At 58.3% G+C, this 22,586-nt stretch carries 25 protein-coding genes; 14 read left to right on the top strand and 11 right to left on the bottom strand.

Features of this window, described 5'->3' with window-relative positions; genetic code table 11:
• Positions 1–6: 6 nt before the first annotated feature.
• Positions 7–1,395 carry a MocR-like pyridoxine biosynthesis transcription factor PdxR gene (gene pdxR / locus P349_RS13415; protein ID WP_032649960.1) on the bottom strand — a complete coding sequence of 463 codons (1,389 nt, stop codon included), beginning with the start codon at positions 1,393–1,395 and terminating at the stop codon, positions 7–9.
• Positions 1,396–1,496: 101 nt separating this feature from the next.
• Here pdxR and P349_RS13420 point away from each other — a divergent pair, with 101 nt between their 5' ends.
• A complete protein-coding gene (locus P349_RS13420) occupies positions 1,497–1,976 on the top strand; it encodes a carboxymuconolactone decarboxylase family protein (protein ID WP_024909883.1) in 480 nt (159 codons plus the stop codon).
• Here the strand turns inward: P349_RS13420 and P349_RS13425 are convergent.
• The gene (locus P349_RS13425) at positions 1,963–2,865 is read right to left on the bottom strand and encodes a LysR family transcriptional regulator (protein WP_032649958.1); all 903 of its coding nucleotides are present in this window, start codon (positions 2,863–2,865) and stop codon (positions 1,963–1,965) included. The genes P349_RS13420 and P349_RS13425 overlap by 14 nt on opposite strands.
• A 100-nt stretch (positions 2,866–2,965) precedes the next feature.
• On the opposite strand from P349_RS13425, the gene P349_RS13430 reads away from it, so the two are divergent.
• The 7 genes from P349_RS13430 (at position 2,966) to P349_RS13460 (ending at position 8,592) form a co-directional block, all read left to right on the top strand.
• Positions 2,966–4,381, top strand: coding sequence for an aldehyde dehydrogenase family protein (locus P349_RS13430; RefSeq protein WP_032649956.1), 1,416 nt, complete (start codon positions 2,966–2,968; stop codon positions 4,379–4,381).
• 75 nt (positions 4,382–4,456) lie between these two features.
• Positions 4,457–4,780, top strand: coding sequence for an antibiotic biosynthesis monooxygenase family protein (locus P349_RS13435; RefSeq protein WP_032649955.1), 324 nt, complete (start codon positions 4,457–4,459; stop codon positions 4,778–4,780).
• Entirely contained in the window at positions 4,773–5,150 is a 378-nt protein-coding gene (locus P349_RS13440; protein WP_032649953.1) for an amino acid-binding protein, read from the top strand. The genes P349_RS13435 and P349_RS13440 overlap by 8 nt, the downstream gene beginning before the upstream one ends.
• A complete protein-coding gene (locus tag P349_RS13445) occupies positions 5,143–5,838 on the top strand; it encodes an ArsR/SmtB family transcription factor (protein WP_032649951.1) in 696 nt (231 codons plus the stop codon). Before P349_RS13440 ends, P349_RS13445 begins: the two co-directional genes overlap by 8 nt.
• Positions 5,839–5,988: 150 nt before the next feature.
• Positions 5,989–6,459 carry a MarR family winged helix-turn-helix transcriptional regulator gene (locus P349_RS13450; RefSeq protein ID WP_024908312.1) on the top strand — a complete coding sequence of 157 codons (471 nt, stop codon included), beginning with the start codon at positions 5,989–5,991 and terminating at the stop codon, positions 6,457–6,459.
• Positions 6,456–7,523, top strand: a complete 1,068-nt coding sequence (locus P349_RS13455) for an HlyD family secretion protein (protein WP_090419205.1) — start codon at positions 6,456–6,458, stop codon at positions 7,521–7,523. The genes P349_RS13450 and P349_RS13455 overlap by 4 nt, the downstream gene beginning before the upstream one ends.
• Before the next feature lie 4 nt (positions 7,524–7,527).
• On the top strand, positions 7,528–8,592 hold the full coding sequence (locus tag P349_RS13460; RefSeq protein ID WP_032649947.1) for a DUF2955 domain-containing protein: 1,065 nt from the start codon (positions 7,528–7,530) through the stop codon (positions 8,590–8,592).
• Here P349_RS13460 and P349_RS13465 read toward each other — a convergent pair.
• Together P349_RS13465 and P349_RS13470 are read right to left on the bottom strand one after the other, a co-directional pair.
• Complete coding sequence (locus P349_RS13465; RefSeq protein ID WP_032649946.1) at positions 8,583–8,963, bottom strand: tautomerase family protein; 381 nt, start codon at positions 8,961–8,963, stop codon at positions 8,583–8,585. The genes P349_RS13460 and P349_RS13465 overlap by 10 nt on opposite strands.
• Complete coding sequence (locus tag P349_RS13470) at positions 8,963–9,271, bottom strand: carboxymuconolactone decarboxylase family protein (RefSeq protein ID WP_032649944.1); 309 nt, start codon at positions 9,269–9,271, stop codon at positions 8,963–8,965. The genes P349_RS13465 and P349_RS13470 overlap by 1 nt, the downstream gene beginning before the upstream one ends.
• Positions 9,272–9,368: 97 nt before the next feature.
• Between P349_RS13470 and P349_RS13475 the strand changes: the two genes are divergently transcribed.
• Positions 9,369–10,232 (top strand): LysR substrate-binding domain-containing protein, encoded by an 864-nt coding sequence (locus P349_RS13475; RefSeq protein ID WP_032649942.1) that lies wholly within the window; start codon positions 9,369–9,371, stop codon positions 10,230–10,232.
• On the opposite strand, the gene P349_RS13480 is transcribed toward P349_RS13475, so the two are convergent.
• Positions 10,222–11,490 (bottom strand): DUF445 domain-containing protein, encoded by a 1,269-nt coding sequence (locus P349_RS13480; protein ID WP_032649940.1) that lies wholly within the window; start codon positions 11,488–11,490, stop codon positions 10,222–10,224. The two genes, P349_RS13475 and P349_RS13480, sit on opposite strands and share 11 nt — an antisense overlap.
• A 242-nt stretch (positions 11,491–11,732) precedes the next feature.
• Here P349_RS13480 and P349_RS13485 point away from each other — a divergent pair, with 242 nt between their 5' ends.
• From P349_RS13485 to P349_RS13495, 3 genes are read left to right on the top strand one after another with little or no spacing between them, the layout of a single operon-like run.
• Positions 11,733–12,095: a tlde1 domain-containing protein gene (locus tag P349_RS13485; RefSeq protein WP_021240619.1), complete on the top strand. Its 363-nt coding sequence runs from the start codon at positions 11,733–11,735 to the stop codon at positions 12,093–12,095.
• Entirely contained in the window at positions 12,095–12,607 is a 513-nt protein-coding gene (locus P349_RS13490; protein ID WP_032649938.1) for a hypothetical protein, read from the top strand. Before P349_RS13485 ends, P349_RS13490 begins: the two co-directional genes overlap by 1 nt.
• Positions 12,608–13,099, top strand: coding sequence for an Hcp family type VI secretion system effector (locus tag P349_RS13495; RefSeq protein WP_032649937.1), 492 nt, complete (start codon positions 12,608–12,610; stop codon positions 13,097–13,099).
• Between the two features lie 21 nt (positions 13,100–13,120).
• On the opposite strand, the gene P349_RS13500 is transcribed toward P349_RS13495, so the two are convergent.
• Together P349_RS13500 and P349_RS13505 are read right to left on the bottom strand one after the other, a co-directional pair.
• Positions 13,121–13,747 (bottom strand): LysE family translocator, encoded by a 627-nt coding sequence (locus P349_RS13500; RefSeq protein ID WP_032649934.1) that lies wholly within the window; start codon positions 13,745–13,747, stop codon positions 13,121–13,123.
• Positions 13,748–13,794: 47 nt separating this feature from the next.
• A complete protein-coding gene (locus P349_RS13505; protein WP_032649933.1) occupies positions 13,795–14,538 on the bottom strand; it encodes a helix-turn-helix domain-containing protein in 744 nt (247 codons plus the stop codon).
• A gap of 151 nt (positions 14,539–14,689) precedes the next feature.
• On the opposite strand from P349_RS13505, the gene P349_RS13510 reads away from it, so the two are divergent.
• Complete coding sequence (locus tag P349_RS13510; RefSeq protein WP_032649932.1) at positions 14,690–16,060, top strand: NAD-dependent succinate-semialdehyde dehydrogenase; 1,371 nt, start codon at positions 14,690–14,692, stop codon at positions 16,058–16,060.
• 175 nt (positions 16,061–16,235) lie between these two features.
• On the opposite strand, the gene P349_RS13515 is transcribed toward P349_RS13510, so the two are convergent.
• Positions 16,236–16,781, bottom strand: a complete 546-nt coding sequence (locus tag P349_RS13515; protein ID WP_024908300.1) for a YfaZ family outer membrane protein — start codon at positions 16,779–16,781, stop codon at positions 16,236–16,238.
• Between the two features lie 411 nt (positions 16,782–17,192).
• Here P349_RS13515 and P349_RS13520 point away from each other — a divergent pair, with 411 nt between their 5' ends.
• Positions 17,193–18,551, top strand: coding sequence for an esterase-like activity of phytase family protein (locus P349_RS13520; RefSeq protein WP_032649930.1), 1,359 nt, complete (start codon positions 17,193–17,195; stop codon positions 18,549–18,551).
• Positions 18,552–19,035: 484 nt separating this feature from the next.
• Here P349_RS13520 and yjiA read toward each other — a convergent pair whose 3' ends face one another.
• The 3 genes from yjiA to P349_RS13535 all read right to left on the bottom strand — a co-directional run bounded on the left by yjiA (position 19,036) and on the right by P349_RS13535 (position 22,422).
• Complete coding sequence (gene yjiA / locus P349_RS13525; protein WP_032649929.1) at positions 19,036–19,989, bottom strand: GTPase; 954 nt, start codon at positions 19,987–19,989, stop codon at positions 19,036–19,038.
• Between the two features lie 10 nt (positions 19,990–19,999).
• Positions 20,000–20,203, bottom strand: a complete 204-nt coding sequence (locus P349_RS13530; RefSeq protein WP_003856610.1) for a YbdD/YjiX family protein — start codon at positions 20,201–20,203, stop codon at positions 20,000–20,002.
• A gap of 65 nt (positions 20,204–20,268) precedes the next feature.
• The gene (locus tag P349_RS13535; protein ID WP_032649928.1) at positions 20,269–22,422 is read right to left on the bottom strand and encodes a carbon starvation CstA family protein; all 2,154 of its coding nucleotides are present in this window, start codon (positions 22,420–22,422) and stop codon (positions 20,269–20,271) included.
• Between the last annotated feature and the right edge of the window lie 164 nt (positions 22,423–22,586).

Genomic DNA, 22,586 nt, shown 5'->3' with positions numbered 1-22,586 from the left:
CGATGTTCAGCGCAACAGCTCAAACGTCTGCCGCTTCGGCCTTTCCAGCAGCGCCACCGCCTCTTCATACGACCGCACGTTGTTATAGCCCATCACCAGCCCGTAGCGCTTCCCGGACCCGCGATACCACTCCGACAGCGCATTGACCTGCAGCTGCTGTTCCTGCCAGCAGCGCGCCACTTCCCGGTCACGGCTTCCTCTGGTCAGGAACGCCACGATATGCATTCCACCGTCGTTTTGCTCGGTGAAAAACAGATCGCCATACACCTCGCGCAGGGCGGCAATCATCCAGTCGCGGCGGGTCTGATACAGCGCGCGCATCTTTTTCAGGTGGCGGAAAAAGTGCCCTTCGTTGAGAAACGCGGTGAGGATCTTCTGCGTCAGTACCGGCTGGCCGCTGGTGGTGATGTCCGCGCAGTCGGTAAAGGCCCCGACGGTGCTGGCGGGCATCACCACGTAGCCCATGCGCAGCGACGGCATGATGGTTTTGCTGAAGGTGCCCATAAAAATCACCCGGTCGTGATGGTCGAGGCTTTTCAGCGACGGCAGCACCTTGCGGGTGTAGTGAAACTCCCCGTCGTAATCGTCTTCGATAATCCACGCCTCGTTCTGGCTGGCCCAGTCGAGCAGCTGCTGCTTACGCGGCAGGGAGAGCGTGACCGCCAGCGGGCTCTGGTGCGACGGGGTGACGATGGCAAAACGGGCGTCGCGATGGTGTCGCAGCAGGTAGTCCGTATCGATACCTGAACGGTCGACCGGCACCGTGTGCAGGCGCGGCACGATCCGCTTGAGCAGCTGCTGGCCCATAAAGTAACCCGGATCTTCAAACACCACCTTGTCGCTGCGGCTGGCGAGGGTGTCGAGGATCAGCCGCAGGCTACCGCTGTAGCCGCTGGTGATCAGCACCTGTTCGGCGCTGCAGGAGAGCCCGCGCGAGATGTTGAGGTAGCTGGCGATGGCCTGGCGCAGCGGATACCAGCCCAGAACGGGCGGGTTGAGCATCTCCTCCTGACGCATGGCCCGCGTCGCCTGGCCCGCCAGCAGCAGCCACTTTTTATACGGAAAGCTGTCGAGGGCGGGGATGCCGGGGCGCAGAAACCCGGCCCGCTCGCGCTGGCTGATGAGCGATGCCGGAAGCGTGCCGGTGGTCTGTTCCGCAGGGGCAGTCTTATCCGGCAACAGTAAGTCCGGGTTAACCCGCGTGCCGCGCGCGCCCTGACTTATCAGATACCCTTCACCCGTCAGAATGGCGTACGCCGTTTCGACGGTTTTACGCGCCACCTTCAGCTCTTCCGCCAGCACGCGGATAGCAGGCACCCTGTCGCCCGGCTTCAGCACGCCGCGGGTGATGTTGTCGCGATAGCGGGAATAAATCTCGTGATAGCCCGGCTTCATGTCCTACCTCATTTCACGCTTTTTGTATCTTTTTACTATGTCATGAACGGCGTAGATTTGCCCCATCGCATGACACATGCCGCACAAAAAGAGGAAAGACAATGAGCACTCGCGTTAACCACCATAAAGTTACACCTGCCCTCGCCAACGCGCTGTCTGCCCTGAGCATGGAGGTGGCAAAAACCTCCATCGACCCGGCGCTGAAGCACCTGATCGACATTCGCGTGTCGCAGCTGAACGGCTGCACCTTCTGTCTGGATATGCACTCAAAAGAGGCGAAAATCGCAGGCGAGCGCGAGCTGCGCCTGTACCATCTGGCGGCCTGGCGCGAGTCCCCGCTGTTCAGCGCCCGCGAGAAAGCGGCGCTGGCGTTCACCGAAGCGCTGACCCAGATTGGCGTTCACGGCGTGAGCGATGCGCTCTACCGCAGCGTGGCGGAGCACTTCTCGGACGTGGAGATTTCAGAGCTGAACTTCGCCATCGTGGCGATCAACGCCTGGAACCGTCTGGGGATCACCTCCCGCATGGAACCCGGCGCGCTGGACGCGGCTTACGGGCTGAATAAGGCTAACCTGGAATAATCCCGCGCTCGCGGATCATCGCCACCAGCGCCCGCAGTCCCGGCGGGACGTGGCGATGGCCGGGGTAGTACAGACGCAGCCCGGCAAACGGCTGCGCCCAGTCGTTTAGGACGCTCATCAGCTCCCCGCTTTTCAGCTCGTCCTGAATATAGAGTTCCGGTAAAAACCCCACCCCTAACCCCGCTTTCACGGCGCGGATCGAGGCAAAAAGATCGGACGTCGCAAAGCGCGGCGGCACGGCAAGGGCGTACGTTTCACCCCGACGGGCCAGCTCCCAGCGGTAGATCCCGCCGTGGGCCATCCGCATGCCGATCCCCTGATGTGAAAGCAGATCGTCCGGCGTCTCGGGTATGCCGTGACGGGCGAAATAGTCCGGCGTGGCGGTGACCAGCTGGCGGATCTCCCCGGTCAGCGGCACGGCGATCATGTCCTGCGGAACGGACTCTTCGAGACGGATCCCCGCGTCATAGCCTTCCGCGACGATGTCGATCATTCGCGCTTCGCTGACGGTCTCTACGCGCATCTTCGGGTAGCGGATCATAAAGTCGATCAGCAGCTGGTCCAGAAACAGGGTGCCGATATGGTTCGGCACGTTCAGACGCAGCGTGCCGGCGGGTTCTCCGGTGTCGCTGTGGATCGCCTCCCCGGCGAGACGGATCTCCTGCAGGGCCGGGCCGATACGCGCCACGTAGCGCTGTCCGGCGTCGGTGAGCGCCACGCTGCGGGTGGTGCGGTTGAAAAGCCGCGTCTCAAGGCGGCTCTCCAGCCCGGCGATGGCGTTGCTGACCGCCGTGGCGGACATCCCCAGCTCCTGCGCCGCGGCGCGAAAGCTGCCGCGCCGCACCACCGCCATCACCACTTCCAGCTCTGTCAGACCTGAACGATGCATAGATTATCCTGAAAATCGAAACAACCCTTGCAGCATAGCGTGGATTATCGCAACGGAGAAGCCGTGCCAGACTGTGCTCACACAGCCTGAGGAGGTTTATATGCACACCATCGAACAGATCTTTATTAACGGCGAATTTGTTACCCCGCACGGCACCGAGTGGTTTGATTTGTACAACCCGGCGACGGCGCGGGTCATCGGCCAGGTTCGTCTGGCGGATGAGGTCGACGCAGCGCGCGCTATCGCGGCGGCGAAAGCGGCGTTTCCGGCGTGGTCACAGACCACAAAGCAGGAACGCATCGCCGCGCTGAAGCGTATGCACGCCGCCGTGGCCGCTCGCCACGACGATCTGCTGGAAGCGGTCATTGAAGAGTACGGCGCGCCCGCCTCGCGCTCGGCGTGGATGGCCAGCTATCCGGCGGAGGTGATTGCTCAGGCCATTGAGGCGCTGGAGGCGTTTGAGTTTGTCACCCCCGTAGGTGCCGCAACGGTGCAGATGACGCCGCTCGGCGTGGCCGGGCTGATTACGCCGTGGAACAGCGATGCCGGGTTTATCTGCGGCAAGCTGGCGGCCGCGCTCGCCGCGGGCTGCACGGCGGTGATCAAGCCGAGCGAAATGAGTGCCCTGCAAACGCGGATCGTCACCGAAGCGCTGCGCGATGCCGCGCTGCCCCCGGGCGTGTTTAACATCGTCACCGGACGCGGCGAAACGGTGGGTGAAACCATTAGCCGCCATCCGGACGTGGCAAAAATCTCGTTCACCGGTTCGACGAATACCGGCAAGGCGATCCTGCGCAACGCGGCGGAAAGCTTTAAGCGCGTGACCCTGGAGTTGGGCGGTAAATCGCCGACGATCCTGCTGGATGATGTGGATCTGGCGCAGGCTATCCCGCCGGTGATTCAGGCCGGGTTTATGAACAGCGGGCAGGCGTGCGTGGCCGGAACGCGCATTCTGGTGCCGCAGGCGCGTAAGGCGGAGATCGAAGCCGCGCTGGCGCAGGCCGTAGCGGCGGTGAAATCCGGAGACCCGCGCGATAAATCAACGGACGTCGGCCCGATGGTCAGCGAAAGGCAGTGGCTGCGGGTGCAGGGCTATATCCGTAAAGGCCTCGAAGAGGGGGCACGCCTGCTGGCGGGTGGAGAAGGGCGGCCGGAAGGCACGCAGGACGGCTGGTTTGTGCGTCCGACGCTGTTTGCCGACGTGAACAACCGGATGACGGTTGCCCGCGATGAGATCTTCGGCCCGGTGCTGTGCGTAATCCCCTATCGTGACGAGGCGGAGGCGATCGCCATTGCCAACGACACCGACTATGGCCTGAGCGCGATGGTGCTGGGCGGCGATGTTGACCGCGCGCGACGCGTGGCGCAGCAGATTGTTTCCGGTCGCGTGCTGGTGAACACGCTTGCCCATGAACCGAAAGCGCCGTTCGGCGGGTTTAAGCACTCCGGTTTGGGGCGCGAGATGGGCGAGTGGGGAATTCGGGCGTTTATGGAGCCGCGGTCGATTGTGGGATAAAACTTCGCTATTTACCGAAGCATCGTGCTTTTCCATCCTGCATTCTCTCCTCAACATCACAACGGAGAGAAAACCATGATCGCAGTCCTTTTCGAAGCCAAAGCCGCGCCTGCCCATCAGGCGCGCTACCTGCAGCTGGCCGCCGAACTTAAGCCGCTGCTGGCCGACATCGACGGCTTTATTGATATCGAGCGGTTCCAGAGCCTGACCACCGACGGCAAAATCCTCTCCCTTTCCTGGTGGCGGGATGAAGAGGCCGTCCGCCGCTGGAAGCAGAACGTCTTTCATCAGGCGGCGCAGGCCGAAGGGCGGGAGTCGATTTTTGCGTACTACCGCATTCGGGTGGCGCAGGTCGTGCGGGAATATACCTCTGTAACCGGAGGGCATGCCGATGTATGACGTTCATGTCATTTTTCGCGATATCCCGGGTGAACTGGCGCGCTTTGGGCAGCAGCTGGGCCGCAACGGCGTGGGGCTGGAGGGCGGTGGCGTATTTGGTACACATGCCCATTTCCTGGTGGAAGACGGGGAAAAAGCGCGACGCGTGCTGCTCGACGCCGGGTTTACCGTGAAGGCGGTGCGAAAGCCGGTGATCAGAAAGCTTAAGCAGGAACGCCCTGGCGAGCTGGGCGAGATCGCAGCGGCGCTGGCGGCACGCGGTGTGTCTATCCTGACCCAGTACAGCGACCATGCGAATCACCTTATTCTGCTGACGGATAATGATAAGCTGGCCGCTGAGATCACTGAACCCTGGGCGGCCCATGCTTAAGACGAGTTTACCCCCTGACAACAGCGCGTTGCTGGAAAAGGCGATTGCCGCGGTGGCGGCAGCAATGGCCGATCCGTCGCGCGTGAAGATGCTCTGTGCCCTGATGGACGGACGGGCGTGGACGGCCACCGAACTGAGCGCGGCGGCTGACGTTGCGCCGTCGACCGCCAGCGGGCATCTCTCCCGGCTGGTTGAAGGGCAACTGATTACCTGCCTGTCGCAAGGGCGGCATCGCTATTATCGTCTTGCCGGGCACGACGTGGCGGCGCTGGTGGAGCAGATGATGGGGCTTTCGTGGAGCCGCATTACCCCGCCGGAAACCAGCGCGCCGAAAGCCATGCGTGAAGCCCGGACCTGCTATGACCATCTCGCAGGCGCGGTGGCGGTGCAGATCTATGATTTCATGCAGACGGAAGGCTGGCTGGAGGCTGACGGTTCAGCGTTGACACTCTATGGCCGGGAGCAGTTCCTGACGCTCGGCATTTCGTTAAGCGCGCATCCGCGCCGGAAGGCCTGCTGCGCCTGCCTGGACTGGAGCGAGCGGCGGTTTCACCTGGGCGGAGAAGCCGGCGCGTTGCTGCTCGACCATCTTGAAAGTAAAGGCTGGATCCAGCGGGGGGCGGGGTATCGGGAGGTGGTGGTGACGGCGTCGGGGAAGGCCGCTGTAAAGAGGCTTTTTAGCCGCTAAACGCCGCTGCGGGCTGATGCCCTCACCCCGACCCTCTCCCACAGGGAGAGGGAGAACACCCTTTTCGCAATTCCTGCGCTTTCGCCTCTCGTTTCTTGATAGTTACCCTGATAACTATTATCTTGACCGCGTGTGACGAGAGGTTTCCCCATGAGTGAAGAAGAACTGTTCTGCCGCAGGCCGATGGGCATGCGGATGGCGATGATCGTGCGTCAGTGGCGTGCCGTCATCGACGAGGCCATTCTCGATACCGGGTTAACCCAGTCGAGCTGGACGGTGATGATGCAGCTGCATCAGCTCGGGGATAACGTCTCAATGAGTGAGCTGGCGGAGGTGCAGGGCATTGAACTGCCGCCGCTGATGCGCACCCTGACACAGCTGGAAAAGCAGGGATACCTGCTGCGCGCCGTATCGCCTTATGACAAGCGCATCCGGCTTCTGACGCTGACGCCTGAGGGAAAAGCCCTGTTACAAAGGCTCACTCAGGTGATTGAGACCTATCAGGCGCGCGTATCGCAAAACATCGCGCCGGAACATCTCGACATTTTCAGCGCTACCCTGAATCAAATCGCCTGCAATTTGCGGACAATCCGCGAAGAAGATAACAAGACCGAAAAATAATGACCCCTGAACAAAAGTTTGCCCGCTGGGTAAGGGTGAGTATTGCCTCTTTCCTGCTGATGTTTGTCTACTTTATCGTCGCGGATATCTGGATCCCGCTGACGCCGGACTCCACCGTGATGCGCGTGGTGACGCCGGTGTCTCCGCGCGTCTCCGGCTATGTGGCGGCGGTACATGTCCACAACAACAGCCAGGTGAAGAGAGGCGATCTGCTGTTTGAGCTCGACGACACGCCGTTTCGCAATAAGGTGGAAGCGGCGCAAATCGCGCTCGAGCAGGCACGCCTGTCTAACGAACAGCTGGACGCGCAGATCGCCGCCGCGCAGGCCAGCCTGAAAACCGCCGTGCTGACCGCGCGTAACGACAAAGTAACCTTTGATCGCTACCAGAAGCTGAGCACCCTGCAGAACGTCTCGCAGGCGGATCTGGATAAAGTCCGCACGACCTGGCAGAGCAGCGAACAGTCCGTCAGCTCAATTCAGGCCAACATCCATAACCTGCGCATCCAGCGCGGCGAGCGGGACGAGCACCGCAACGTGACGCTGCAAAAATACCGCAACGCGCTGGATGAAGCGGAACTCAATCTCGGCTGGACGAAGGTTTACGCCCAGGCGGACGGCACGGTCAGTAACCTGCAGTTAAGCCCGGGCTTTTACGCCTCCTCGGGCTCAGCCGCGCTGGCGCTGGTGAACAACCAGACCGACATCGTGGCCGATTTCCGCGAGAAGAGCCTGCGCCATACCCGTCAGGGCACCGACGCCGCCGTGGTGTTCGACGCCTTCCCGGGGCACGTTTTCCGCGCCCACGTCACCAGCAGCGACGCGGGGATCCTTGCCGGTCAGGAGGCGGTTAACGGCCAGCTCTCCGAGCCGGAAACCTCCAACCGCTGGGTGCGCGACGCTCAGCGCATGCGCATTCACGTGACGCTGGACGAGGCGCTGCCGAAGCATCTGCCGACCGGCGCCCGCGCGACCGTGCAGCTCTACAACAGCGAAGGACCGTTTGCGCGCTTCTTCTCCGGGATGCAGATCCACCTGGTGAGCCTGCTTCACTATGTTTATTAGTTCGATGTCTATTACTACCCTAGCGCGGGTGTTTACCCCGCACGGCAACATCGTCTATACGGCAAACGACTTTCGCCAGACCCTGCGCATCGTCTTTGCCGGGATGATTGCGCTCAGCATCTCCAGCTTCTACAACACCAGCTACGGCGTGTTTTTCGTGGTCTACCCGATTATGCTGCTGTCGCTGGTGCCGGTGTTTAACCGCCACGTGGCGAAGCAGTTTATCTTCAGCGCATCGCTCAACTGCGTCGAAATGGTGATTATCATCGGCTATCTGTCGCAATGGCCGGCGATCATGACGCTGGTGGTCTTCGCCCTGTACGTGATGCGCTTTCGCTTTATGAGTAAAGGGCCGCTGTTCCTGTTCGGTTCGATGGGTGTGGTGTGCCAGAGCGTGATGCTCAACTTTATGAGCTACCCCACCACCAACTGGCACACGCTGCTGTTTTCCAACATCGAAGCGAGCGTCATGGCGGTGTGCCTGAGCGCGCTGATGAACTATCTCCTGCCGGACGTGGAGCCCCGCAAGCCGCCGCCGCTGATTGAGAAAGACGACGCCCGCGTGCGCCACGAGTCGCTGCTCTCCGGTACCGTCGCGACGCTGATATTCATCGTTTTTCAGATCAGCGACTTAAGCGATTCGCTTTCGGCGCTGATGGCGGGGATTTTAATCCTGTTCCCGATGCACTATCGCGGTTCGGTGATGAGCTCCATCTGGCGCGTGGTCGGCGTGGTGCTGGGCTGCCTCTATATTCTGGTGGTGCAGCTGATCCTCTACGATCACAGCAGCCATATGCTATTGATGATGCCGCTGATCGGCCTCGGGCTGGCGTTTGGGGCGCGACTCCACGTGATGGAGAAGGTGGGGGCGGGCGTGGGCTTCTCCAGCATCACCACCATCGGGATAATGTTCGGGCAGAACATGCACCCGGACACTGACCTGGTGTTCAGCGATCTGTACCGCATCACCTCCGTCACTTTTTCGCTGGTGGCGACGCTGACGATGGTCTTTCTGGTGCACCTGATCCTGAACCGCTTCGAGGCGACGCGCTACGTCATTCAGGGCTGATAGCGTATGCCGCCGCTGAAGCTCCAGTCTTCAGCGGCAGTAAACTGGATAACGACCATCACGTCCCCATCATTGATGCCCATCTTCTCATTCAGCTGCGCAGCCAACTGGCGGTAGAGCGCCGCTGTTTGTTCATCGCTCCTCGGCTTACCGGCCACGATATTGAACAGCATCGCCCCCTCCGTTCTGCCCGGGCTGAGATAGTGCCGATCAACGTATCGATCCCCGGCAGCGAAGCATTCAAAAAAATGAAACCGGTCCTGCGCGGGAACGGCGAAGGTTTCCGTCAGCGCCTGGTGCAGAATGTCCGAAATCTGTTTTTTCTGCATCTCGCTATAGCGGCCACCCGTCATGATGCGAACAAACGGCATTATTGTTTCTCCTCTGCCAGGCAGGTCAGGGCGCTGACGGCTGCCGGCCAGCCTGCGTAAAACGCCAGATGAGTAAACGCTTCGGTAATCTCGTCGTCCGTCACGCCGTTTTGTCGGGCAAAGTCGATATGCCAGGGAAGCTGCGCGGTACGCCCCAGGGCGGCCAGGGCGGCAAGCGTGATCAGGCTGCGATCCCGCGGGGCCAGTTGCGGACGCTGCCAAATATCGCCAAACAGCACCTGCTGGCTGAGTTCCGCCAGCTTAGGGGAGACCTGCGCAAGCGTGTCGCGATTCAGTGTTGTGCTCATTTTTATTCCTCCTGTCGTCTGGAAATCACTCTCGCAGGCTGCCACCATAAATAAAATCGCAATGTTCAGGACTAAATGTCCTGAAAATGAGGATGATATGGATAAACGCTTTTCAGCATTAGACCTGGACGCGCTGCGGAGCTTTGTGGAGGGTATTCAATCCACCAGCTTTGCCGAGGCGGCGGACAGGCTGTGTCGGTCCACCTCTGCGGTCAGCGCCCAGCTAAAAAAGCTGGAGCAGCAGTGCGGCGTGGCGCTCACCGTGAAGCAGGGGCGTACGCTGGCTCTGACCCGGGAGGGTGAAATTCTGCTGAGCTACGCCCGACGTATGCTGGCATTAAATGATGAAGCGCTCCGGGCTATCAGGGGGGAGTTGCTTCAGGGTGAGGTACGTCTGGGTATGCAGGAGGACTTTGGGGAGTCCGTGATGCCGCAGGTTATCGGCGATTTTCACAGACAACACCCTGAGCTTCGCATGATCGCGCGCGTTGATCGCAACCCGCCGCTGCTGCGGGGCGTGGCGGCAAACGAACTCGATCTGGCGCTGGTCTGGCAGGAAGGACGAGAAGGCGACTATGTGCGAAGCGAGCCGCTAAAGTGGATTTGCCGGTCCAGCGAGGACATTGAGGCACTTCTGCAGCGAGGTGAGCCGCTGCCGCTGGTAATGTTTGACGCCCCCTGCCTCTTGCGAAGCCGGGCTATCGCAGCGCTGGATGCCGCAGGTATTCCCTGGCGTATCGCTTTTACCAGCTATAGCCTGAGCGGACTGTGGGCGGGCGTCAACGCGGGGCTGGGTATTACGCTCCGCACGCGTATTGGCCTGCCCGAGACGTTACAGGTCGACAGCCGCCTGCTGCCAGATACAGGAGAGTTGGGAATAGCGCTGCATCAGGGAAGCGCCTCCGCCAATGCCGCTATTTCCAGCATGAAGGCGCTGATCCTCAGGACGCTCAATGGATAAGCGTCGGGATTTGCGAGAGTAAAAACAGGATCAGGCCAATCGTCCCGCCCACCAGGGTGCCGTTGACGCGGATAAACTGCAGATCCTTGCCAATGTTCAGCTCAATCTGGCGGGACATGTCTTTGGCATCCCAGCTTTTCACCGTGTCGCTGATGTGGCGGGTCAGGAACGCGGCAAAATCCGGCGCGAGGCGGTGCGCGGCCTGCTCCAGATGCTCGTTCAGCGAGGCCTGCAGGTTCGCATCGTTCGTCAGCGTTTCACCGAACCACAGCCCGGCGTTGGCGATGCGCTGCTTCACGCGCGAGTCCTCACTCTGCATGTCCGCCTTCAGCCACTGGCGCAGATCGGCCCACATCTCGCCCAGATAGCGGTTAAACGCCTCATCGTTTTTCAGGTAGTGCTTGATGTTGTCGGCTTTGGCCGCCATGTCCGGATCGTTTTTCAGGTTGTCGATAAGCTTCAGCGTGGCGCGGTCAAATGCCTGGCGGATCTGGTGCGTGCGGTCGTGGCTGATATCGTCCAGCAGCGTGTTCACCGCGTTTGACACCATCTCCGCGCTTTGATCGCCCAGCCACTCGGTGGGCAGCACCATCGCCTTGCGCGGATGCTCGGTTTTGAGCCAGTGGACGATCTGGTCGGCGATAAAGTCCCGCGTGCTTTCCCGCTGAATCAGGGTAATCAGCCGGTTGATGATGGTGTCCAGCAGCACCTGATGGCGGTTGTTTTTGGTCATGCTCTCCAGCATCACGGCGCTGGTTTCAGTGAAGTCGATCTTGTCGATGGCCTTATGCACCGCGCGTTTGAGCAGGCGCTGAATGCGCCCGTCGTCGGTGAGTTCGAGAAAACCGCTCATCACCTGCATCAGATGCAGCCCGACGCGCTGGGCGTTGTCGGGCTTGCTGAACCAGGAACCAATCATCTGCGCGGGCTCATAGCGGCGGATCAACGCCACCAGCGACTGGGTATCGAGAAACTTCTCCTGCACAAACTGGCCGAGATTGTCGCCGATCCGGTCTTTATTGCGCGGGATGATCGCCGTATGGCGGGAGATAAAGGGAATCGGCACCCGGCGGAACAGCGCGACCACCGCAAACCAGTCAGCCAGCGCACCGACCATTGCCGCCTCAGCAATGGCCTTGACGCCGCGCACCCAGAAGGTTTGCGGCAGGAACAGGGTGGTGATAAACGCCGCGGCGGCAACCAGCAGCAGCGACAGCGCCAGCAGCTTGGCGCGTTTGAGTTCAGCTATTTTTTCCATGGGTTAAGGATAGAGGCAAGTGAACCAAAAGTGCAAAACTGGTGTAAGGGGAGAGACGCATTCTCGGCCTGACACACGGCTTTTATATAAAAATTATATAAATCAAAATTATCTATTATTAATTTTTCTATATTTTTTGTGCTTATTTATTTTCGGACGTAATGTTTTGTGACCGTCGTAGTCATTTTAACGCTCCTGTTAGCCATAAGATAAAGGACTATTTATGAAAGGAGGCGGTATCGATGACATGGGAGTATAAAGTTTCGACGGGGGTATTGAGCCATAATGGTGTGTTTGTCGCTAACTGCTACAGCGGTGCGGGTGAATCGAAAGATAAGCCAGAGTGTGAAAGTCAACGAAACAGAGGCCCCATTCCCAGAGGTATTTATTTTATTGCCGGGTGGAATAATCATAAAAGTGCTGAGGCCATTATTCTTGAGCCTATAGCGGGGACCAATACCTTTGGTAGGGATCATTTTCAAATTCATGGTGATAAAAAAGGTCAGCCACCAGGCTCTGCATCAGCAGGTTGTATCATTATGAATGGTCAGGACAAGCGTCATATGATTTATGATTCGGGTGATACAATACTGGTGGTGCGATAATGAAGTATATTATTGCGCTATTCTTCTTGTGCTTACCGATGGGTTTATTTGCCAAAAACCACACTCCTGAACAGATCCTGCAGATGATAAACGGCAAAGGCGCCATGTCTGTTGTAGCGGAGCTGGATTCAAATGATACGGGTGAGTCGGAATGGTGGAATCATGTCATACCAGAGATAAGTAAAGGAACTCAGGCATGGTTAGCCGTGGCGAGTGCCCTTGAACCCGGAGTGGACGCCAGTACGGCTGAAGATTTAAAGGCGGCGCTTTCTGAAGCCATCCCACATAACCCTGAAGGTGTCTTAGCAATCTTAAAAGACGATAAACCGTTACTCACTGTTGAACAAATTTGCGCGTTTGCTAATTTCCCCGAAACGGAGGCAGAAAGTAATAAGCTTTTTGTGGATTCAATCAGGGGGATGTTCAAAATAAAAAGCCCGCAGGGTAAAAGATGTCTCGCCGTTATGATCTCTACTGTTGAACACTCTGTTCCATTCGATAAGGATATGTAAATGGCCATTCCGGGATATATGTTATTAACTGACGATGCGGGTAATAACATAAAAGGCAGCGTGAAAGTTAAAGACCGTGAAAACCAGATTGAGGTTTTAGGGCTCTATCATAACGTAAGCTATAATTCTGACCTGCATAATGGCAGAGCATTGAGCAAACGCCAGCATCGTCCCTTTCTTATTGAGAAAGAAATAGATGCCTCCAGCGTTTTTCTCTATAAAGCACTCAGCACGGGCGGTACGTTCAGGAAAGCGACTATCGACCTGTATAGAATCAATGATGCCGGTCAGGAAGAAATTTATTTCACGATAACACTGGAAGCGGTGAAGGTCGTCACGGTGTTTTCATTAATGCATGACGTGAAAGAGGCTTACCATGAAAAACAGGGGCATCTTGAGCTTGTTTTGCTTCGTTATGAAAAGATTACCTGGCATTACCGTGACGGTAACGTTATTCACACGGATGACTGGGATTATCGGTTAGGGGCATAGAAAACGGCTGATAAGATTCTTTCATATCACCCGCCACAGCACCCACCCGCCAAACCCCATCAGCACCACACCCGCCGTGCGCTCAATACACCACAGCGCACGGCTGAGCTTCTGTTGAACCGACGATAGCCCCATCAGCGACACCAGAGCCAGATCCCACACCAGCACTACCATCACCATCCAGACGCCGCAGGTCGCCTGCTGAAGCAGCGTCACATCCGGTCCCAGTAGCGCCGTCATCAGGGCCAGATAGAACAGCGCGTTCTTCGGATTAAGCAGCGCCGAGCCGAGCCCCAGCAGGATCTGCTTGCGCAGCGAAGGGCAGCGCTGACGGGTTTCATTCAGCCTCAGCGCCTGCGGTTGGCTGCGTACCAGATGCGAGCCGATCCACAGCAGGTACAGCGCGCCGCAAAGTTCTATCAGCGTAAACAGCCAGGCAAACTGGCGCAGCGCGCTCCAGCCGATAATGACCAGAACAATATAGAGCGCGTTGCCCGCGGCGATGCCTAAGCACAATCCGGCGCTGCCGCGCAGTCGGTAGCGCGCGGCGTAGCCCACCAGCAGGAAGAAGTCCGGACCCGGGCTTAACAGGGCGACAAAATGCGCCAGCGCCAGGGCAAGAAAAGCAGAAGGGAAGAACAGTTCCATAGCAACCTCGGTTAACAATCTGAGGTCAGACTACGGTGATGCAAACGCTATTTATTGTCGGATATTGATCGGCCAGTGGCGTACTGGCGCGGCGTGGCGGCGGTATAGCTGACGAAGGTCTTATGAAAATGGCTCTGGTCGGCAAATCCGCTCTGGTAGCCCACGTCGGCGATGTCGTCCCCGGCACGTAGCCGCGCTTTGGCGAACTCCACGCGGGAGATGTTGAGGAAGCTGCCCGGCGTCAGGCCGGTGTCCTGCCGGAAGGTGCGGATCAACGTCTCTTTGCGCAGCGAGAATCGTTGGGCAAGTTCGTCAAGCGAAGGCGGTGCGGCCAGGTCGGCAAGAAACGCCTGCCGCACGTGCTGACTGGTTGAGCGAAGCGCATCTGCGTTTTCCAGGCGGCGGGGCAGGGCTGAAAGCAGCGTGTCCACGGAGGCAGGCGACATCGTCTCAACAATCTCAAGGTAGCGCTTAAAGAGCGTACGGTCGCGAATCACCTGGAGCGCCAGAGGAAGATCGGTGTCGATATAGAGCATATGGTAGCTGCGCGGTTGCCCGGCGACGGGGTTGCAGCTGTGCGGCGCATAGGCCGGGATCACAATGAGGTCCCCGGGGTTAAGGATGTATTCTCTGTCATGACACACGCAGCAGGTCTGGCCTTCCACAATCGCGCCGATGGAGAGCTGCGGGTGACAATGACGTTTATACGCCTGCGTGCTCTGCCACGTGCTTCGCAGCTCAAGGCCTGAGGCGCGGTGAAAAGTCTGCCGGATATGTCGGGTATCGGTCATATGAACTCCTTCAGGACGTTTTTTATACCACGTCAGCGAACCGACTGGCAGCGCTTCATTAAGAACCTTCCGGATATACCCAACTTTACGTCCATAGCCAGTCACGTTGACTACCCTTAATACCCTAAGCGGTAAAACAAGGAGATTCGACATGGCTTATCAGACAGTAAATCCTGCCACTAACCAGCTCATCAAAGAATACCCCTCGCATACCGACGCGGATATCGAAGCGGCGCTGAAGGCGGCCGATGCGCTTTACCATTCGGACTGGGCGAAAGGCGACATCAGTCAGCGTCTGCCGGTGCTGCATAAGCTTGCCGATCTGATCGACGAGCGCGTGGAGGATCTGGCGAAAATCGCCAGCCAGGAGATGGGTAAGCTCATCGAACAGAGCCGCGGCGAGGTGAAGCTGTGCGCGCAGATCGCCCGCTATTACGCTGACAACGCTAAGCAGTTCCTGGCCCCGGTGAAGTATCAATCCGAACTCGGGGAAGCGTGGGTGGAGCATCATCCCATCGGCGTGCTGATGGCCGTTGAGCCGTGGAACTTCCCGTATTACCAGCTGATGCGCGTTCTGGCACCAAACCTGGCGGCGGGTAACCCGGTCATCGCTAAGCATGCCAGCATCGTGCCGCACTGCGCCGAGACCTTTGCCCACCTGGTCCGCGAGGCGGGCGCGCCGGAAGGGGCGTGGACCAACCTGTTTATTTCGTCCGATCAGGTGGCGAAGATTATCGCTGACGATCGCGTGCAGGGCGCCGCATTAACCGGCTCCGAGAAGGCGGGCAGCGTGGTGGCCGCGCAGGCGGCGAAGCACATCAAGAAATCCACGCTGGAGCTGGGCGGTAACGACGTGTTCGTGGTGCTGGACGATGCAGACCTTGAGAAGGCCGTGAAAATTGGCGTAAATGCGCGCCTCAACAACGCCGGGCAGGTCTGCACCGCGGCGAAGCGCTTTATCCTGCATGAAAAGATTGCGGATGCTTTCCTGAGCAAATTCACCGAAGCGTTTAAGCAGGTGAAGATTGGCGATCCGCTGGACGAAAGCACCACGCTGGGGCCGCTGTCGTCGAAAGATGCGCTTGAAACACTGACCAAACAGGTTAACGAGGCGGTGAAAAGCGGCGCCACGCTGCACTATGGCGGCAAGCCGGTGCAGCGCGACGGGAGTTTCTTCGAGCCGACGATCCTGACGAACATCTCGCGCGACAACCCGGCGTACTTCGAAGAGTTCTTCGGCCCGGTGGCGCAGATATACGTGGTGAAAAACGACGACGAGGCGGTCGCGCTGGCGAACGACTCCCACTACGGCCTGGGCGGGGCGGTATTCAGCCAGGATATCGAGCGCGCGAAGAAAATGGCGTCCCGGATCGAGACCGGGATGGTGTACATCAACTGGCTTACCGATACCGCGCCAGAGTTGCCGTTCGGCGGCGTGAAGCGCTCCGGTTACGGACGCGAGCTGTCGGATCTGGGGATCAAAGAGTTTGTGAACCAGAAGCTGGTGGTGGTGCGTAAGTAAGAGGTCATAAAAAAACCTGCCAGCCGGCAGGTTTACTATGAACAATGTCATCGCCTTTCTTGCCGGGTGGCGCTGCGCTTACCCGGCCTACAATGTGCAACAATTTTAATATATTGCCCCTTTGATTGTAGGCCCGCGCAAGCGTAGCGCCGCCGGGCGAAACGCACACCCAGGCTTAGAAGGACACTCCACCGCCTACATATGCGCCGTCAATCAGCGTATGATTCGGACGACCGTCTTTGCCATCAACGCTCACGTGGCGGTAGCCCACTTTCAGGGTCACCGGCGCGATCGGCGTCCAGCTTACGCCGCCGTTGGCTTCCACGTAGTTTTTCACGCTGTTGTTCAGCCCTTCTGGCGCCACGTAGCCTTCACCGTACACGTGGATGCTGTCGGTCAGGGCTACGTTTACGCCGCCACCGATTGGGAACGCCACGCCGTTATCGCCTTTTTTCGGGCCGATGTAGATAGCTTTCGCACCTGCGTTCAGCATCACCGGGCCCACTTCCAGGTTGTAGCCTGCGCCCACGCCGCCGGTCTGGGTACCGTCATCGGTGTTTTTAAGCCAGTTGCTTTCGGCATACAGGCCGGATGAGGATTTACCCATTTCCAGATTGAGGTTGGTAAAGTTTTTACCCTGCTCAATGCTGCCGCCCATTGCCAGAGCGGAACCCGAGAGGGCGGTCAGAGCAGAAAGAAGAAGGATATTCAGTTTTTTCATGTTTTATGCCTCGTCATTAAATTCATCTGGGGGCACCTTAACAAGCGATGTTTATGACTGCAAATGTGATGAAAGTCGCTGTTTTATGCTGATATTGTTAAGTTTTTTATAGAAGTTGTTGCAATGCTGTTTGATTGCCGGGGTGTCAACGGGTGATGTTTTGGTGTTTAGGAACCGTTTAATTTTTTGACTAAACATAAACTGAACGAAGAAGGGATAGTGATTAGAGGTGAATTAATTGAGTTTCTAATAATTTCCAAAAGTATTTCAGTTGTCACACAATACAACACAACCTTACATTTCCGGGCAATGAATATACGTTCACTCGCCCATGCCGGTTGCCTTTCCATGTCATTTTTCTGACACGTTTATTCTTTACGTTGTTGGCTTCACTAACTGGATGCTAACAATATGAAAAGAAAAATTATTCCTGTGCTTATCGGTTGTGCGCTCTCTTTCTCTGGCCTGGCGGCACAGCCTACCGCTGAGCGCTATGTCGTCAGCTTCCCTGACGGCTCGCATGTGAAATACAGCGGCGCGTTTGCCGATGCGTTCCCGAACGGGCTCCCGGTAGGGATTGGCTCTGGCCTGCTGTTTACGGGCAAGCAGGGCGACGCCCTGACGTTTGCGACCGTGACCGATCGCGGCCCCAACGCCGATGCGCCAAAAATGGGTAAAAACGAAGCCAAAATATTTGTCACGCCAGATTTCGCGCCGCTGCTGATGACCATCCGCGTTCAGAACGGCAAAGCAGAGGCAACGGATGCCCGCCCGCTGCATGACGATAAAGGCGAGATTAACGGTCTGCCGCTGCAAAGCGGCGTGATTGGCTCCACCAATGAAGTGGCGTTCAGCGATACCTTAAAGACGTTGAAGGGTGACAACCGCGGGCTGGACACGGAAGGCATCACGCCGGACGGCAAAGGCGGCTACTGGCTGTGCGACGAGTATGGCCCGTTCCTGATTAACGTCGACAGCAAAGGCAAGATCCTGGCGATCCACGGGCCGCAGGCCGCGGAAGGCGAAAAATCCATCGCGGGCGGTCTGCCAAACATCATCAAATGGCGCCAGCCCAACCGGGGCTTTGAAGGCCTGACCCGAATGCCGGACGGGCGGATTATCGCCGCCGTGCAAAGCACGCTGGACATCGACGGTCAAAGCAAAAAGCAGGCGCTGTTCACCCGTCTGGTGAGCTTCGACCCGGCGACCGGCAAAACCGCGATGTACGGTTACCCTATCGACAGCGCGGCCTATGACAAAAACAGCGACGCCAAAATCGGCGACATCGTGGCGCTCGATGACCAGCACATCCTGCTGATTGAGCAGGGAAGCGATAAAAACGACGGGATGCGTAACCTGATTTACAAGGTGGATCTCAGCAAGGCGAGCGATCTTTCCGCCTTTGACAAGCCGGGCGAGTACCCGGAGTTTGATGATGAGAAAGCCCTGGCGCAGCGCGGGATTACCCTCGCGGCAAAAACGCAGGTGGTCGATTTGCGCGCGCTGGGCTGGCAGCAGGAGAAGGCCGAAGGACTGGCGCTGATCGACAGCAAAACGCTTGCGGTGGCGAACGATAACGACTTTGGTGTGAAGGTGGCGATGCAAAAACCGGTCGAGGGCAAGAAGCTCAAGGATTATCGGGTGAATGCGGAAGGCAAGCTGACGCTGGATGATAAGCCGGTGGAAACCACGCTCAGCGTGAAGCCGCTGAAGAAGCCGGAGTCGGACAGCGAGCTGTGGATTGTGACGCTGCCGGAGGCGGTGAAATAAGTTTTCTACTTACCCTCTCCCCACAGACTGAGGAATCTCCAGTAATTTTTTTTACTGAAAGCGACGAGAGTAGTTACAAAAAAATGACGGGCTTATAGCGACGACCTGGTCCGGCTGTAAATCGCTGAGGCGTTTCCTGCAGGCCGGGGCGAGGCGCAGGGATGCGCCGAGAGGGCGGGCTTTACAGGGATGTTACCTCCGCCCGTCCCCGATAAGCCGGAAGGAATAAGCCGAAGGTACCGCGCAGCGGCGATTTACCGCCGGGAGCCTGGGTTGCCAGGGTGGTGGCGACTGAGCCACCCTGGCACGTTCACAGGTCAAGCCGTTACAGAGTAGCAAGGAACATAAAGTGAACGGAATGACCACCACAGCCGTATGTTCCCCCTCACCCCATCCCTCTCCCTCAAGGGAGAGGGGGTCGTCCGTGCAGGCAATATTTTGCGGGGATCCCTAAGCCCCACAGAGGAGAGGGGATGCATGGCGGCTATTTCTTCAGACCCGCAAACGCCGCCCGAATCTCCTCCTCCGGCAGCTGTATACCTATAAACACCATCACGCTGCGCGGTACTTCATCGCCCCACGGTCTGTCCCAGTCGGCGCTGTACAGGCGCTGAACGCCCTGGAACAGCAGGCGGTTGGGTTCGCCGTCAATCCACAGCATCCCTTTGTAGCGCAGAAGCTTGTCGGCAAACGACAGCAGCAGGTTCTCCATCACGCGCGAAACCTCGCTGATGTCCACCGGGTAGTCCAGTTCCACCACAATCGACGCCACGTCGTTTTGCTTGTCTCCCATAAAGTGGAAGCGCGGTTTCGCGGTGACGTTCTCTTCCAGCATAAAGCCGTTGGTGTTGAACAGCTGAGACAGGTCGATATCACCGTGCGTCACCGTGTAAATTGGCGCGCGGGAGTTGATGCGCGTCAGGCGCTCGCAAAGCTTAACGCTTTCGCCCGCCACGTCGGTTTTGGTCAGCAGGATGCGGTCGGCGTAGCCCACCTGAGACTGGGCGATGGTGAACTGGTTCATCTGCTCGTCGGCGTGGACCGCATCAACCAGCGCAATCACGCCGTCCAGCAGATAGCGCTGGCAGAGGATTTCGTGAGAGAAAAAGGTCTGAATAATCGGGCCGGGGTCGGCCATGCCGGTGCACTCGATCACCAGGCGGTCAAAGTCGATTTCACCGCGATCGCGGCTGTCGAGCAGGTCCAGCAGGGCGTCTTCTAATTCGTTAGAGCGGGTGCAGCAGATGCAGCCGTTGGTCAGGGTTTTGATCTGCGTGGCGCGATCGCCAATCAGCTGGTCATCTACGGAGACTTCGCCAAATTCGTTTTCGATGACGGCGATTTTAAAGCCGTGCTGTTCATTCAGGATGTGGCGCAGCAGGGTGGTTTTACCGGCGCCGAGGAAACCGGTCAGCAGGGTAACGGCAATCGGGGTCATGGTCTCTCCTTTAGCAGCAGCGGACGCCGCCTTCTCCACTTCCGCCGTAGCGCGCTTCCTGCCGCTCGCGGAAGAATTCGGTGTAGGTCATGTACGGCTTATCCGGATGGTTGGTCTTCATATGCTCAACGTAGTTGTCATAGTCCGGAATGCCAATCAGCATTTTCGCCGCCTGACCGAGGTATTTTTTTGCTTCGCCTAAGTTACCAAACATAACGGGTCCTGATAAGAAAAAGCCCGGTGGCGCGCAGCGATCCGGGCCTACAGTTACATGCTGGATTAATGGTGTGAAGAGGTCTTCACGCCGCCTTCCGGCACCGGCACGTACGGGGTTTCTTTATCCGTACGGCCTTCAGCGTTACGCACTTTCAACCAGGTTTTGATGCCGTAGAAGATAATGCTGTACACCACCACCAGGAACAGAATGCTCAGACCCGCGTTGGTGTAGTTGTTCACCACGATATGGTTCATGTTGGCAATCTGCTGGGCAGTCAGGTCTGCGCCGCCTGCGGCAATCTTCTCTTTGTACTGGTTAGCCATGAAGAAGAAGCCTTCCAGCTGCGGGTTGGCGCTGAACAGCTTCAGGCCAAGCGCCCAGGTGGTGCAGAGCAGCAGCCACAGCGCAGGAACAACCGTTACCCAGATGTATTTGGTGCGCTTCATCTTCACCAGGACCACGGTGCCGAGCACCAACGCCACGGCAGCCAGCATCTGGTTAGAGATACCGAACAGCGGCCACAGGCTCTTCACGCCGCCCAGTGGGTCGACAACGCCCTGATACAGCAGGTAGCCCCACAGGCCGACGCAGCCCGCCGTACCCAGAATGCCCGCTACCAGAGAGTCGGTTTTCTTCAGGAACGGCACGAAGTTACCGAGCAAATCCTGCAGCATGAAGCGACCCGCACGGGTACCGGCGTCCAGCGCGGTCAGGATGAACAGCGCTTCGAACAGAATACCGAAGTGGTACCAGAAGCCCATGTCCGCCCACGGCAGCACTTTGTGGAACACGTGTGCGATACCGACAGCCAGTGTAGGAGCGCCACCTGCGCGGTTCAGCACGGACGGTTCGCCGATGTCCTTCGCGGTCTGCATGATCTGCTCAGGCGAAATCACGAAGCCCCAGGAGCTGACGGTCGCCGCCGCGTGTGCGCTGGCGTCTTTCAGCTGCGCCATAATCAGCGCCGCGTTGTCACCGCCCATCTCGTGCAGGTTTGGCATGGTGATGCCGAGACCCGCCGGCGGGGTGTTCATCGCGAAGTACAGACCCGGTTCGATGATGGACGCTGCAACCAGCGCCATGATCGCCACGAAGGACTCCATCAGCATCGCGCCGTAGCCGATCAGACGCGCGTCTTTCTCGTTCGCCAGCAGCTTAGGCGTAGTACCGGAGGAGATCAGGGCGTGGAAGCCGGAGACCGCACCGCAGGCAATGGTGATGAACAGGAACGGGAACAGGGCGCCTTTCCACAGCGGGCCGGTACCGTCGATGTACTGCGTTACTGCCGGCATTTTCAGATCCGGGTTAATCACCAGAATGCCGATCGCCAGACCGACGATAACGCCGATTTTCAGGAAGGTCGCCAGGTAGTCGCGCGGGGCCAGAATCAGCCAGACCGGCAGCAGCGCGGAGATAAACGCATAGCCAATCAGCGCGAAGGTGATGGTGGTGTCCTTGAAGGTCAGCGCCGGGCCCCAGTACGGGTCGTGCGCAATCACGCCGCCGAAGTAGATGGAGGCGACCAGCAGCACGATACCGATCACCGACACCTCACCTACGCGTCCCGGTCTCAGGAAGCGCATGTAGATACCCATGAACAGCGCAATCGGCACGGTTGAGCAGACGGTGAAGACACCCCACGGGCTTTCGGCCAGCGCTTTCACCACGATCAAGGCCAGCACCGCGAGGATGATGATCATAATCAGGAAGCAGCCGAACAGGGCGATAGTCCCCGGCACGCGGCCCATCTCTTCTTTGACCATCTCACCCAGAGAGGCGCCGTTACGGCGAGAAGAGATAAACAACACCATAAAGTCCTGCACCGCACCCGCCAGCACCACGCCAGCGAGCAGCCACAGGGTACCCGGCAGGTAGCCCATCTGCGCGGCCAGCACCGGGCCCACCAGCGGGCCTGCACCGGCGATCGCGGCAAAGTGGTGACCAAACAGCACGTAGCGGTTGGTTGGCACGTAGTTCAGGCCGTCATTGTTAATGACCGCCGGAGTGGCACGCGTCGGGTCGAGCTTCATGACCTTCTGCGCGATGTACAAGCTGTAGTAGCGATAAGCAACAAGATAGACGGAAACCGACGCGACCACGATCCACAGGGCGCTTACGTGTTCGCCCCGGCGTAATGCGACAACCGCCAGACAAAAAGCGCCGAGGATCCCGAGTAAGGCCCAGGGCACGTGCTTCAGTAGTTTTTTAGTATCCATAGTAAGACCTGGTTTTTTATGTAAAGAAAAAAGGGTCAGGGTTCGTTGTGAGGAGGTATTGATTAATGCTGGAGCGATCGTGCCAGATCCGCGCGCGTGTAAAGGACGGTAAATGAATGAGTGGTTGAAAGTGACAGGTGAGCGGTCAAAGGGGGCGACGAGCG

The organism is Enterobacter sp. DC4 (assembly GCF_000568095.1).
Lineage (GTDB): Bacteria > Pseudomonadota > Gammaproteobacteria > Enterobacterales > Enterobacteriaceae > Enterobacter > Enterobacter pseudoroggenkampii.
The sequence above is the reverse complement of the archived record's forward strand: the minus strand, read 5'-3'. Positions and strand labels throughout refer to the sequence as shown.

Coding starts and splice junctions, on each gene's coding strand:
- P349_RS13425 (WP_032649958.1), bottom strand. CDS start 2,865: ATGCATCGTTCAGGTCTGACAGAGCTGGAAGTGGTGATGGCGGTGGTG.
- P349_RS13465 (WP_032649946.1), bottom strand. CDS start 8,963: ATGCCGTTTGTTCGCATCATGACGGGTGGCCGCTATAGCGAGATGCAG.
- P349_RS13520 (WP_032649930.1), top strand. CDS start 17,193: ATGAAAAGAAAAATTATTCCTGTGCTTATCGGTTGTGCGCTCTCTTTC.
- yjiA (WP_032649929.1), bottom strand. CDS start 19,989: ATGACCCCGATTGCCGTTACCCTGCTGACCGGTTTCCTCGGCGCCGGT.
- P349_RS13435 (WP_032649955.1), top strand. CDS start 4,457: ATGATCGCAGTCCTTTTCGAAGCCAAAGCCGCGCCTGCCCATCAGGCG.
- P349_RS13495 (WP_032649937.1), top strand. CDS start 12,608: ATGGCCATTCCGGGATATATGTTATTAACTGACGATGCGGGTAATAAC.
- P349_RS13490 (WP_032649938.1), top strand. CDS start 12,095: ATGAAGTATATTATTGCGCTATTCTTCTTGTGCTTACCGATGGGTTTA.
- P349_RS13535 (WP_032649928.1), bottom strand. CDS start 22,422: ATGGATACTAAAAAACTACTGAAGCACGTGCCCTGGGCCTTACTCGGG.
- P349_RS13440 (WP_032649953.1), top strand. CDS start 4,773: ATGTATGACGTTCATGTCATTTTTCGCGATATCCCGGGTGAACTGGCG.
- P349_RS13485 (WP_021240619.1), top strand. CDS start 11,733: ATGACATGGGAGTATAAAGTTTCGACGGGGGTATTGAGCCATAATGGT.
- P349_RS13470 (WP_032649944.1), bottom strand. CDS start 9,271: ATGAGCACAACACTGAATCGCGACACGCTTGCGCAGGTCTCCCCTAAG.
- P349_RS13480 (WP_032649940.1), bottom strand. CDS start 11,490: ATGGAAAAAATAGCTGAACTCAAACGCGCCAAGCTGCTGGCGCTGTCG.
- pdxR (WP_032649960.1), bottom strand. CDS start 1,395: ATGAAGCCGGGCTATCACGAGATTTATTCCCGCTATCGCGACAACATC.
- P349_RS13505 (WP_032649933.1), bottom strand. CDS start 14,538: ATGACCGATACCCGACATATCCGGCAGACTTTTCACCGCGCCTCAGGC.
- P349_RS13475 (WP_032649942.1), top strand. CDS start 9,369: ATGGATAAACGCTTTTCAGCATTAGACCTGGACGCGCTGCGGAGCTTT.
- P349_RS13530 (WP_003856610.1), bottom strand. CDS start 20,203: ATGTTTGGTAACTTAGGCGAAGCAAAAAAATACCTCGGTCAGGCGGCG.
- P349_RS13500 (WP_032649934.1), bottom strand. CDS start 13,747: ATGGAACTGTTCTTCCCTTCTGCTTTTCTTGCCCTGGCGCTGGCGCAT.
- P349_RS13460 (WP_032649947.1), top strand. CDS start 7,528: ATGTCTATTACTACCCTAGCGCGGGTGTTTACCCCGCACGGCAACATC.
- P349_RS13515 (WP_024908300.1), bottom strand. CDS start 16,781: ATGAAAAAACTGAATATCCTTCTTCTTTCTGCTCTGACCGCCCTCTCG.
- P349_RS13450 (WP_024908312.1), top strand. CDS start 5,989: ATGAGTGAAGAAGAACTGTTCTGCCGCAGGCCGATGGGCATGCGGATG.
- P349_RS13510 (WP_032649932.1), top strand. CDS start 14,690: ATGGCTTATCAGACAGTAAATCCTGCCACTAACCAGCTCATCAAAGAA.
- P349_RS13420 (WP_024909883.1), top strand. CDS start 1,497: ATGAGCACTCGCGTTAACCACCATAAAGTTACACCTGCCCTCGCCAAC.
- P349_RS13430 (WP_032649956.1), top strand. CDS start 2,966: ATGCACACCATCGAACAGATCTTTATTAACGGCGAATTTGTTACCCCG.
- P349_RS13445 (WP_032649951.1), top strand. CDS start 5,143: ATGCTTAAGACGAGTTTACCCCCTGACAACAGCGCGTTGCTGGAAAAG.